The sequence below is a fragment of the Parasegetibacter sp. NRK P23 genome, from assembly GCF_023721715.1.
Lineage (GTDB): Bacteria > Bacteroidota > Bacteroidia > Chitinophagales > Chitinophagaceae > Parasegetibacter.
Genome location: NZ_JAMDLG010000025.1, coordinates 1 through 11,803 on the forward strand (window position 1 = coordinate 1; position 11,803 = coordinate 11,803).

The following is an 11,803-nucleotide window of genomic DNA, read 5'->3' on the forward strand; positions in this document are numbered from 1 at the left end:
TTCCTGTTGCTTGATCGCAGCCACTATTTGGCTCTCGGTAAATCTTGTCTTTTTCATCGTAGTTAACTGTTTAAAGATAAAGAGATAACTCTACTCTAAAACTGACGGAATTGGGGGCCGCTGACAATACCATTTGCCTTGCTCCATTGCCCGGAAAGGTGCGCGATAAATTCGGGACCATTGTCCATACGTATTCTTTTGGGCTTGCCGTATCGCGCTACAAGATGCCTTAGCACCCATAGCACACGGCTGCTCTTGAGGGAATAATCGGTTTCTATGAACAGGACTTCACGGTTGAAGTCGTCTATTACGTTAAATGACCTGAATTTTCTGCCGTTACTCAATGCATCGCTCATAAAGTCTATACTCCAGGTTTGCGTAAAGGAGCAGGGAACTTCCAGTTTTTCCCGGATCCGGGCGGGCAATCGTTTTTTAGCTTTACGTTTCATGCGCAAGCCTAATTGCTTGTACACACGGTACACTCGTTTATGATTGAATCCATACCCTTGTAACCTTAGACGATCATGGAACTTCCAAAAGCCTTCATTCTCAATCGTATTCGAAAGTTCATGCAACAAATGAATCAACGTTTCATCATTTTTTACCGATTGATAATGCAGGGAACTGCGACTGATTCTCAATATACGACACGCCTTGCCGATGTCTCTGGGCCGCTCAACACGCAACTCATTTATAATGATACGCTTATCGCAAGGCTTTATAGCTTTTTTTCAATAATGTATTTTGCTACATCAAGCTCCATCGCAAGGTTGGCATACATCCGTTTTAAACGCGCGTTTTCCTCTTCCAATTCTTTGATACGCTTGAGTTCGGATGCTTCCATGCCCCCGTATCGTTGCCGCCACTTGTACAAACTGGCTTTACTCACACCGTGTTCACGGTTGATCTCTTCGGCGCTTTTGCCGTTATCAAACTCCTTAAGGATGCCTGCAATCTGAGCAGGACTGAATGTGCTCTTTTTCATCTTTTGTAGTTTTAAAATTAAACAATTTGTCTACTTTTAAAACGTACTGTTTTGGGGGGAGCTTACCAACATAGGTTTACTGCTAGCCGGGTAAGACGAGTAACGTGGTGTTCAGTTTTCCAATTAAATTCAATCGCGGCAAGACTGTTTACGTTTTCAATTCCCGCCCATCAGTAAGCCTTTACGTTGGGCGTCATACGAAATGACCTAAACTATGCGAGCAACTTTTGAAGAGAAAACATATGAGAATTACTTCAACGCTGAACTTGATAGACTGAGTTCAATTTTCTTTCCATTGGGACAAGTACAAGAAGGAAATTTAGGGTTTGACGCATCTGCTTTTTCAAGAAATAGACGCCTATGGAGGCGATTGGGATTTCCGTTTTGGTTCTTTCCACCATTTGATGGAGTTAGTTTGCGAGACATTGCTAATGAGATGGAGCATTTTTTAGGAATTGTAATTAATGATATTCCTAAGATGAAGGCAAACATATTATTTCAATATAAAAGACCTGAGTTTATCACTTTGTCCTCAGGCAGTGAATGGCGTCATTGGAATGAACCCTATTTTCGTTACAATATATACAAAGAGCAGCAAGACTTATTATCACAAATTGACACAACATTTACTTCAAGGCTGCTGACGTTGTATGCATCACCAGCGGTACAAGACATAAATGAATTGGTTGACCTTAAAATCAATCGACAAATAATTGTAAGTTCAAATTTTAAAAAATGTTCCACTTTAAACGGTCATCATAGGAATACTTACATCCGAGCTGGAACACATTCAATTGCTTGTAGTGCCCCAGAAAAATTAGACAATATCAATCTACTTAATGAACTTGAGTTATTGAGTAACAGCAATGAAATTAATAGTGAAGAAAATAACCGCGCATTTATCATAGATTTTAGAAAGCAAATCATGGGAGCTACATACGAGAACCAATATTATGGTAATTCATTAAGGAAACTAAATGTTGACATTGACAAAATTGAAAACTACGAACTCTTTTATAGCTTTTTAGTAATGTCTAATTTCAAGTTATTGACAGGAATACAGTGGCTTGTCAAATTGTGAATACGAACGCCCAACAGCGGTTTACTAATAGCCGGGTAAGACGGTAAACGTGATGTTCATTTTTCAAATTAAATTCAATCGCGGCAAGACTGTTTACGTTTCCAAACTCCCGGCCATCAGTAAGCCGTACCGTTGTGTGCCATAATGTACTCCAAAACCTAAAATACAAGACCAGGCCTGTTATGTTGACAAATTCAATCAGACGGCATTTTGGAATAAAAGAGATTGACAAAAGTTGGAAAAGACTTGAAGTAAAAGACTTATGGAAAGGATATCTTTTAATTGACAATGCTAACATAATTCAGAAATTAGTTTACCCGATTAAAGTGGATAACTTTTCATACAGGGAAGTAGATTATGAAGTACAACTTAATTCAGAATTTAAGATTGTCGGCAAAAGGGGTAAAGTCCAGCCTTTAACAGCATCCACATTTTTGAAGATTAAACCAGAAGGGAAATTTTTTGATTTTAACGAGACAACTTTAAAATTAATTAACTATTCTAACGGTGTACAACTTTTCAATGAATATGATTTAGTCTGGAGTACCGAAAATGAAGTTTTGAGTTTTCTAAATGACAAAATCTGCAATCCCTGTGAGTTCGATAAGGAAGAACTAAATACTTATCTGAACCGAAAGAAACAAGTCAATCAAAAAGCAAAACAAGGAGATATATTTAGAGTTAAGCTTGCAAAACGAAAATTTGCTTATGGTCGTGTGATTGCTGACTTAATTAAATTCGTGAAATACGACACGGGAATAGTTGGCAAATGGGAAGTAGATTGGAGGGGTAGAAATATTTTTAATGAGATGATAGTTAATCAAACATTGGTTGATTTTTATCAAATTATAACGGACGACCCAAATTTGAAATTCGATGACTTAAATAAGTACAAAACGACACCTTCTGTAAGTATAATTGACTCGTTCGTAAAACACGAAGGTTGCATAATTATTGACAATTCAGAAATAGAACCATCATCCTTTGATTTGCCCATGACTATTGACACATATTATCAATATGTTCCAATTTGCCATATTTTTAAATGGGGTTGTTGTGTTGTAACATTTGAACCAGACAAAAAAATTGAAAAGCAAAAAGGAATAATCGTTAAGAAAGACCAAGATAATTACAATGGACTGGACAATAAGTCAACTGAATATTATATCAATTCTTGTATTCAAGGCAGCCCTAACTATGCTTTTCTAAATAACAGAGGCGACTTACGATATCCAGAATGCATAGATTTAAGGAAGATAATATCTAGGTATGTTGACTTCGATATAAACACAAACGATTATGACTCGTTTGCTAGAAAATATGGGTTTATGGACAGGCAAAAGATACTTGCATTTACAAAAGACTAATAATGACAGAAAAAATTACGGCACACAACAGCGGTTTACTAATAGCCGGGTAAGACGGTAAACGTATTGCTTATTTTTCAAAGTAAATTCAGTCTCGGCAAGACTGTTTACGTTTTCCAAACTCCCGCCCATCAGTAAGCCGTACCGTTGCCCGCAAACTTAGTGAAACCTCAAAATTAAAATGCCATTTCGATAAAGTCTCTTTATTGTGATTATTGGATTGGCAAACTTTTTCGGGTTCCAATTATCCGACTAATTCTTAGATAGATGATCGACAGCCTCTTACGATACAATGCATAATTTTTAAACTACATCCTAAGTAATTGGTTCGGCATGTCACACATTGTACTGATCATAACATTCATAATCTCACTATTCGGGTTGATATTTAAAACAACCGTAGAGGATAAGGAAAATGGAAGAAAAAGACTGAGCAATTACGGTTGGGGTGTTTTAACCCTAATGCTTATTGGGCTATTATTAAATATTCTAATCAATATCAATAAATCTAACGAGAGTAAAGAGAAAGAAAGAGCGGCAAGGGAGAAAAATACTAATGATAGCTTGATACGCGAACTTGAACATCAAAGAGATAGCATAAGATGGCATGAACAAGGGAAGGAAATGCGTCATATTTTAGAATCCTCGAAAGAAAATATCAGAAGTCTAGAAAGTCAAAATAAGCTATTAGAACAAAATAATAGCTTGCACATGCAGCTATCGACAGAGACAAAAAAGAACAATGTATTCTTAAGAGAAAGACTAGCAGCCTCACAACGAGAATTAATTAATCTGAAAAATCCCATTGACAGTCTTTCGCTTAACTTAAAAGTTCGATTTGCAATTAATCAAGAGACACATAACAATTTATTGTCTGTAATAAGATCTGAAAATAAAATCGGAGATTACACTAATATTTCTAAACTGCTACAAGAGAAAATGCCGGAAGTCATTAATAGTATTAGGAGTATTTTAGTTTCTTTTACATTTTATCCGAGCAGTAATATTGAAACTACTAATGCGAACTTTTACTCTACAGTGTACACTTTTAATTTTGTTCTATTGGACACAAACTTTTGGAACAATGAGAAAGGTGTAGAAGTATATTATCGTGAAAATAAAAAAGAACTAGTTTTCCAGTTGAAAGAGATATCTCCGGTCGATGTCAGAATAGGTGTTACGATTAGTGAACAAAAAGCAATAAATGTTGAAAGTTTTAATGATTTATGTAATCAGTATTGTTTAATTGATATTGAGAGAGTAGACAAAAATTCATCGCTTAATTTTGAAAGCTCTCAATTATTTGATATAGAACTAAGACCGACAAGGAAAAGTGTCACCTTTAGAGGGTTCTTCTTCACACCTTCAGAAGAGCATCTATATAAAAAAAAGGTTTCTAGTTTCAAAGCATGGATTTTCAAAGACTTTGCTTGCTATTTCGATTAATATATTTCTGAATGTAGTGTTCCCAAGCGAGTTTATACTTTTCGGAGCAAAACATATCGACATAAGCCAGCGGGCAACAATAGTTTACTGAATAGCCGGGTAGACGGGTAACGCCGTGTTCAGTTTTTAAAATAAATTCACTTACGGCAAGACTGTTTACGTTTTCAAACTCCCGGCCATCAGTAAGCCTTGCCGTTAGCCGTCACCCTGAACGACCACCCTGTTGAAATATACGATGAGCAAAAATGCGACAGATCAAGTCCAACCCACCACATAACTATTTGTTTTAAAAATCTTGTTGACTTTCAATATAAATTTTACATTTGCCAAATAATGTCAAGACAATATTATGTCAATAATCTTTGGAGATAAAATTAGGGCACTTCGAGAGGCGAAACAAATTCCTCAAAGACAATTAGCTGCTACATTAAAAATTGACACAGCGACATACTGCAAAATTGAAAAAGGCGACAGACGTGCAAAGCGTGAACAGGTTTTAATTCTTGCGGCCTCTCTGCAAACCGACACTAAAGAGCTTTTGCGTTTGTGGTCGGCAGACAAGGTTTACGACATTATAGCCGAAGAGGAAGAAGCAACACAAATTTTAAATGTGGTTGCAGAAAGCATTGTTAAGTATAAATGTAAACCAACCAACGTATGAAGCCGTTAGTAAAATACAGAGGAGGAAAATCAAAAGAAATACCTCACTTGATTGGGCATATCCCGAAATATAGTGGACGATATATTGAACCGTTTTTTGGCGGTGGTGCTTTGTTCTTCCACTTAGAACCAAAGAGGGCAATCATTAACGACATTAACTCAAAGCTGATTTCATTTTATTTGGGTGTGAAAAATGATTTTGGAACGCTCAAATCAGAACTTTCAGAAATTGAAAGGACTTACACGGAAAACAGAAAGAACTTCGAAGAACTAAAAAGCAAAACACCCAACGAAAGAGTCGATGATGCTAACGAATCTCTATATTATCAAATCAGAGATATGTTCAACGAATTGGCCGATAAAAGATACTCTGACGCATTGATCTATTTTTTTATAAATAAAACAGCTTATTCAGGAATGATACGCTACAATGCAAAAGGAGAATTTAATGTTCCTTATGGTCGTTATGCAAACTTGAACACTTCGTTGGTAACACAATCTCACAGCAATTTACTTGCAAAAACAGAGATTTATAACCTTGATTACTCCCAGATTTTTGAAATGGCAACCGAAGATGATTTTATGTTCTTAGACCCACCTTACGATTGTATTTTTTCAGACTATGGAAATATTGAACACAAAGATGGATTTAATGAAAGGAATCATATTGAATTGGCTAACCAATATAAAAATCTAAGGTGTAAAGCTTTAATGGTTATTGGCAGAACACCATTAACAGAGAAATTATATGGAGATATGATTGTTGATGAGTATGGAAAATCATATGCAGTAAATATTCGAAATAGATTTAAGTCGGAGGCAAGCCACATACTTATTTCGAATTACGGCAATGAATCAATGAGACGAACTCCAAAACTAATACTCGAAGAAGAATCTGCTTCTTATGGCTAGAATTGACAGCAAAGTAATTTTCGTAACTACTTCTCCTCGAACGCCGGCAAAGATGATTCCAGAAATTGGGTTGCTGCATACCCATTTTGCAGGACAAAGATGGAACAAGGATACACAAAGAGCATTTATGGAGCTGTTGAGAGAAGAAAACTTTTTCAATGGTGAAGGTGCTAATGATCCTGCATTTAGTGCGAGAGATAGAATAAATAGAGCACCTAAAGCTCTTGGATTTATTATTCTTTCTCCAACAATACAGTTAACTCCGGCAGGCGAAGAATTAGTAAATGCAAGAAGGAAGGACGAAATATTTTTGAGACAATTACTCAAATTTCAAGTTCCTTCACCATTTCATAAACCGACCCAAAATTCTGCTGAATTTTGGGTAAAGCCATATCTGGAACTTTTCAGGCTCATTCGACATTTTGGCTCATTGAGATTTGATGAATTAAGGATGTTTGGCTTGCAATTGGTTGACTACAGAGAGTTTGATGCCATAGTTTATAAAATCGATCAGTTCAGAATCGCAAAGGCTCAAAATGAAGGCAACTATAAGCGTTTTCGTTCGGAATATTTTGATAGAGAGTTGAGAGAAATTTATAGCGTAGATATTAGTTCAGGAAATACAAAAACCCGCGAAACTAAAGACGATTCAGTTGTGAATTTCTTAAAAACGAAAGCAAGCAACATGAGAGATTATGCAGATGCTTGTGTTCGTTACTTGAGAGCAACGGGGTTAGTAAATATTTCACATGTTGGGAAGTCAATTTCAATTGTTCCCGAAAAGATTCAAGAAGTTGATTACTTCTTACAACACGCGGACAGAGAACCTTGCTTTGTTGATAACGAAGGTCAATATGTTGCTTATTTAGGCAATCCGCTTATTCCGAGACTTCTAACAGATAGCAGAGAATTATTAGAACAAAAAATTAGAGATGAGTTTCCGCAACTTGAAATTTCCGCAACTGCAACATTACAAGAACTCAAAAACCTATTTGCAGACCAATTAGAAAATCGAAAAGAACAAATAATAACAGAAGAAGTAGCGGCAATCAAAGACTACCGGAAGTTTGAAGATATATCGATAATATTCGACCAAATACTTGATAATTCGCTTTATGATACGCCACTTATGCTGGAGTGGAACACTTGGAGAGCAATGACAATGTTGGACGGTGGAGATATTAAAGCAAATCTGAAATTTGATGATTTTGGAAATCCAATGTCAACGGCACAGGGAAATATGCCAGATATCGTTTGCGATTATGGCGACTTTGGGTTAACAGTAGAAGTAACTATGCAGAGCGGACAAAGACAATATGAAACAGAAGGCGAGCCAGTAGCAAGACACCTTGCAAAATACAAGAGAGAAGCTGAAAAACCGGCCTACTGTTTGTTCATCGCACCCAGTATAAATGATGCTTGTAAAGCTCATTTTTATGCATTGCATAAAATGAATATTCAATATTATGGTGGGACTTCGACAATAATCCCGTTACCTTTAAGTGTTTTTATTAAAATGGTTCAAGACTCCTATAATGCAAACTATGTTCCTGAACCAAGACACGTTCAGCGATTTTTTGATCGTTCAAATGAACTAGCAAACTCGACAGACAACGAAATAGAATGGTATAACGGAATTACACAAGAGGCATTAAATTGGTTGACAGAATGAAGGGCGAACGGCTAACATCGGTTTACTGAATAGCCGGGCTGACGTGTTACGTGATAAATCATTTTCCTAACAAAATCAATCTCGGCAAGACGGTTTACGTTTCCAAACTCCCGTCCATCAGTAAGCCGTGCCGTTGTGTGCTATTATGACAAGCCTTCAAACCATACAAGTTATTGACAGTTGGGAGACAACTGCATTGGGTGTCATCGCAGAACTTCATCATGACTTTGACGGTTTGAAAACTGGCACAATCATCAAGTCAGCAATGACAGACAAAGAATGGCGAGTTAAAAAGCGAATATTGTTTTATCACACTTTTGACCGACAAAAGAAGTTTTCAAACGAATTGACAACTTACATTCATGCAAGCTTTGGCAGCCTTGAAAAACAGGTCATTTCTTCCAAGAACATTCTTGACAAAGAAGAACAAAACGTTTTTCAATATCAACTACAACCAGTGGGACACAGTTCAAAACCAGACGTTGGAGACATTTTATCGCCTGTTGTAATACAAACCTTCGCTTGTCCCTGTTGTGGTTACAAAACGTTTGACCACGAACCAAACGGTTCTTATGACATTTGTGGCGTTTGCTTCTGGGAAGATGACCCAATTCAACTTGAAGACCCGGATTATGAAGGCGGAGCAAATCCATTGTCGTTGCGACAAGCACAACAAAACTTTTTAGAATTTGGCGCTTGTGATAGAGACATGTTGCGGAACGTAAGAAAGCCAGCAGAGGACGAAAAGAAAGACGAGAATTGGAAACCGCTTGACAGAAAATAACATCACACAACAGCGGTTTACTAATAGCCGGGTAAGACGGTAAACTTGGTGTTCATTTTTCAAAGTAAATTCAATCTCGGCAAGACTGTTTACGTTTTTAAACTCCCGGCCATCAGTAAGCCTTGCCGTTGTGGGCTATTGCCCTTCTGGATTGATGCATGCTAAAATTCGTAATGACTAGTATTTATTGACGCGGTAAAATCTGATTTCGAAAATCTTGTTGTTTTAATTGACGACGTTTTTTTCGGCGGTTTCATCAAAACAAATTATATGCGATTTCTGATTGTTTTTATCTTACTGTTTGCTTCTTCTTTATTTGTGGGCGCTCAAAATAATGATTCTTTATTTATCGCTTCAGCATTGACGAAGTTGGAAAATTCTAAAGAATATACGTTAAAGGTAGCTGATCTCATGCCTGAACATCAATACGGTTTCCGGCCGACGAAAGAGGAAATGAGTTTTGGGGAGCAACTTTTACATATTTGCTCAAACCTAGGTTGGTTGAGTTCATCTTATTTATCGACAGGCAATAATCCTGTATCAAAGAAAGATAGCAATCTTCAAAACAAGGACAGTATTCGGAAGGTTGTGGTTGAGACGTATGATTATGCTATTGCTGTTTTGACTGGTTTTTCAGCTACTAATCTTTCTGACACAGTAAAATTCTTTGCGGGGCCAATGAGCAAGCTTCAGATAATTAATCTTTTAAGCGATCATCAGACGCATCATAGAGGTCAGTTGCTTGTTTATTTGCGGCTTTGTGGTTTGACACCTCCAAAGTATGTTGGCTGGTGAAACAGACGTTTCTGGCTGACAAAGACTTATTTTTTTTACCCGCTTACCAGCGGGCAACTAGCCCACAACAATAGTTTTGCAATATCCGGGTAAGACGGTAAACGTGAAGTATATTTTTTAAAGTAAATTCATTCACGGCAAGACTGTTTACGTTTTCAAATCCCGGCCATCGCAAAGCCGTTACGTTGGCAGCCATTTCGAGTGACACCGTGAAAGAGCGGGACAAAATACCGTGAAAATTCCCCATCTATTTTCATTTCTGAAGCATTATCTTGTCGTTATATTTCCTATAAATCAAAACTATCATTTATGAAAAGAATTATTCTTGGCTTGATGTTGATTATGTCAACTTGCTATCTAAATGCCCAAACAAACATTCGTGACGGGCGACACATTTTTAATTATGATGTTTCATTAACTCAATGCAATTTCGACGGAAGCGCAATTGCAGGGGCGACCGCAGAGAGAATTGAAGCAAACACAATCTTTTACGTAAAAAATATCGTTGGTAGTGACTATATTATTCAAATAGCTAAGTTTACAAGCAATACTGCATCTGCAAAAGCACTTAATACAAAACTTGTTTCTACTGCAACAGGAAGCGACATATTCTTCAAACTGCCACAGAGGAGTTCAGAGGATAGCTACGAGCTAAATGCTGAGAGATTAGAAAAGAAAGGCTTATTTACGGTAGGAGCAGCAACTACTTTAATTAAGATTAGACCTGGTCGAGAAGAACCAAAGGATGGTTATAATATTTATTCGGAATTTGGTAACGATTTCAACATTGGCATTTCTGCTGGGTGGAAGTTCAAGCCTTACAGACGCACACAACTTTCACATAGTCTTGTTGGCGGATTGAGCTTCTCCTCAATCAAAGTGACGCCTTATACCACTCAAGACTTTATTCAATCGGAAGCTACGCAAGGTTGCGTAACATTCTCCGCAGGCTATGTTTTTGAATACAATAAATTTCAGGTTAGTGTTTTCTCAGGAATTGACGTTATGTCTGGTGAAATTGGAAGAAAATGGATTTACAGGAACCGACCATGGCTTGGATTAGGTTTTGGCTTTCAAATATTCCGAGGACAAGGTGAGACTTCTAATTAATATCACGAGAACTAACGGCTGCCAACAATAGTTTACTGAATAGCCGGGTAGACGGGTAAAGTGTTGTTCAGTTTTTCAATCAAATTCAATCACGGCAAGACTGTTTACGTTTCTAAACTCCCGGCCATCAGTAAGCCTTTACGTTGTAGGTAACCTTATGCAAAGAGCCTCTTATTTTAAAGCAATCAGCAAAGTGACTTCTCCCTTGTTGCTTTTAGCAGACAGATTTAATGATCTTTTGACTGTGACAGAAAATGATTTGGATGGACATGTTGATCATTGTCTAGGTTTTGCTGCTGAGTTGGCCGAGTTAGATAACGATGCAGCAAAAACAAGGGCCAGATTCATTTCAATGCAATGTTCAGGCACTTACACAAAAGAGTTTTTTAATGCCAATCGGGAAAGTTGGGGTATTCCAATTTTTGAAGAGGAGCTACTTTCTTATACGGACTTCAAAAATGGTTTTCTTTTTACGTTTCGAGATCATTCTACTTCCTGGAGTGACGATGTAGAGGCGAGAAATTGGTTTTACAGTAGCGCTGAAGCAAAATCTGTTAGACAGTATCAATTTTGGACTTTTGATAATTCTTTTGAGGAAATTGTTTTTGAAACAACTGGAAATTATAAAAGTATTATGTGGGGCATAGTTAATGATTTGCAAGACTATTGGGCTTTGACAAGCAAAATATTTAGCAAAAGCGAACTCACCACTTTTTATGACAATTTTGATGAAGACGTAAGTGGCTTTGACAAAGAAGAATTATTTGAAATTCTTAAAACGAATCCTAACTTTTGACTACGCAAAAGGCTACCTACAACAGCGGTTTACTAATAGCCGGGTAAGACGGTAAACGTGTTGTTCATTTTTCAAAGTAAATTCAATCTCGGCAAGACTGTTTACGTTTTCAACTCCCGTCCATCAGTAAGCCGTACCGTTATAGCCAATTTGATTTTTAGCCTTTTCATGTGCGATTTTAATTATTGACGCACC

General features: G+C 37.1%; 10 protein-coding genes and 1 pseudogene. 10 read left to right on the top strand and 1 reads right to left on the bottom strand.

What is annotated here, in order from left to right:
• Nucleotides 1–125: 125 nt before the first annotated feature.
• Nucleotides 126–985 (bottom strand): annotated as a pseudogene (locus tag M4J38_RS19325) (IS3 family transposase); the annotation flags it as partial.
• Nucleotides 986–1,199: 214 nt separating this feature from the next.
• Here M4J38_RS19325 and M4J38_RS19330 point away from each other — a divergent pair.
• The 10 genes from M4J38_RS19330 to M4J38_RS19375 all read left to right on the top strand — a co-directional run bounded on the left by M4J38_RS19330 (nt 1,200) and on the right by M4J38_RS19375 (nt 11,608).
• Nucleotides 1,200–2,066 carry a hypothetical protein gene (locus tag M4J38_RS19330; RefSeq protein WP_251761456.1) on the top strand — a complete coding sequence of 289 codons (867 nt, stop codon included), beginning with the start codon at nt 1,200–1,202 and terminating at the stop codon, nt 2,064–2,066.
• Between the two features lie 182 nt (nt 2,067–2,248).
• Entirely contained in the window at nt 2,249–3,433 is a 1,185-nt protein-coding gene (locus M4J38_RS19335) for an Imm26 family immunity protein (RefSeq protein ID WP_251761457.1), read from the top strand.
• Between the two features lie 333 nt (nt 3,434–3,766).
• A complete protein-coding gene (locus M4J38_RS19340) occupies nt 3,767–4,879 on the top strand; it encodes a hypothetical protein (protein WP_251761458.1) in 1,113 nt (370 codons plus the stop codon).
• 349 nt (nt 4,880–5,228) lie between these two features.
• A complete protein-coding gene (locus M4J38_RS19345) occupies nt 5,229–5,540 on the top strand; it encodes a helix-turn-helix domain-containing protein (RefSeq protein WP_251761459.1) in 312 nt (103 codons plus the stop codon).
• Nucleotides 5,537–6,451, top strand: coding sequence for a Dam family site-specific DNA-(adenine-N6)-methyltransferase (locus tag M4J38_RS19350; RefSeq protein WP_251761460.1), 915 nt, complete (start codon nt 5,537–5,539; stop codon nt 6,449–6,451). The genes M4J38_RS19345 and M4J38_RS19350 overlap by 4 nt, the downstream gene beginning before the upstream one ends.
• On the top strand, nt 6,444–8,123 hold the full coding sequence (locus M4J38_RS19355) for an AlwI family type II restriction endonuclease (protein ID WP_251761461.1): 1,680 nt from the start codon (nt 6,444–6,446) through the stop codon (nt 8,121–8,123). Before M4J38_RS19350 ends, M4J38_RS19355 begins: the two co-directional genes overlap by 8 nt.
• Nucleotides 8,124–8,268: 145 nt before the next feature.
• Entirely contained in the window at nt 8,269–8,907 is a 639-nt protein-coding gene (locus tag M4J38_RS19360) for a CPCC family cysteine-rich protein (protein ID WP_251761462.1), read from the top strand.
• A gap of 270 nt (nt 8,908–9,177) precedes the next feature.
• Nucleotides 9,178–9,702 (top strand): DinB family protein, encoded by a 525-nt coding sequence (locus M4J38_RS19365; RefSeq protein ID WP_251761463.1) that lies wholly within the window; start codon nt 9,178–9,180, stop codon nt 9,700–9,702.
• 309 nt (nt 9,703–10,011) lie between these two features.
• Nucleotides 10,012–10,812 carry a hypothetical protein gene (locus tag M4J38_RS19370; protein WP_251761464.1) on the top strand — a complete coding sequence of 267 codons (801 nt, stop codon included), beginning with the start codon at nt 10,012–10,014 and terminating at the stop codon, nt 10,810–10,812.
• 157 nt (nt 10,813–10,969) lie between these two features.
• A complete protein-coding gene (locus M4J38_RS19375; RefSeq protein ID WP_251761465.1) occupies nt 10,970–11,608 on the top strand; it encodes a hypothetical protein in 639 nt (212 codons plus the stop codon).
• Nucleotides 11,609–11,803: the final 195 nt, after the last annotated feature.

Excerpts from the sequence above, each read along its gene's own strand:
- M4J38_RS19330 (WP_251761456.1), top strand. The coding sequence starts at position 1,200 with ATGCGAGCAACTTTTGAAGAGAAAACATATGAGAATTACTTCAACGCT.
- M4J38_RS19335 (WP_251761457.1), top strand. The coding sequence starts at position 2,249 with ATGTTGACAAATTCAATCAGACGGCATTTTGGAATAAAAGAGATTGAC.
- M4J38_RS19340 (WP_251761458.1), top strand. The coding sequence starts at position 3,767 with ATGTCACACATTGTACTGATCATAACATTCATAATCTCACTATTCGGG.
- M4J38_RS19345 (WP_251761459.1), top strand. The coding sequence starts at position 5,229 with ATGTCAATAATCTTTGGAGATAAAATTAGGGCACTTCGAGAGGCGAAA.
- M4J38_RS19350 (WP_251761460.1), top strand. The coding sequence starts at position 5,537 with ATGAAGCCGTTAGTAAAATACAGAGGAGGAAAATCAAAAGAAATACCT.
- M4J38_RS19355 (WP_251761461.1), top strand. The coding sequence starts at position 6,444 with ATGGCTAGAATTGACAGCAAAGTAATTTTCGTAACTACTTCTCCTCGA.
- M4J38_RS19360 (WP_251761462.1), top strand. The coding sequence starts at position 8,269 with ATGACAAGCCTTCAAACCATACAAGTTATTGACAGTTGGGAGACAACT.
- M4J38_RS19365 (WP_251761463.1), top strand. The coding sequence starts at position 9,178 with ATGCGATTTCTGATTGTTTTTATCTTACTGTTTGCTTCTTCTTTATTT.
- M4J38_RS19370 (WP_251761464.1), top strand. The coding sequence starts at position 10,012 with ATGAAAAGAATTATTCTTGGCTTGATGTTGATTATGTCAACTTGCTAT.
- M4J38_RS19375 (WP_251761465.1), top strand. The coding sequence starts at position 10,970 with ATGCAAAGAGCCTCTTATTTTAAAGCAATCAGCAAAGTGACTTCTCCC.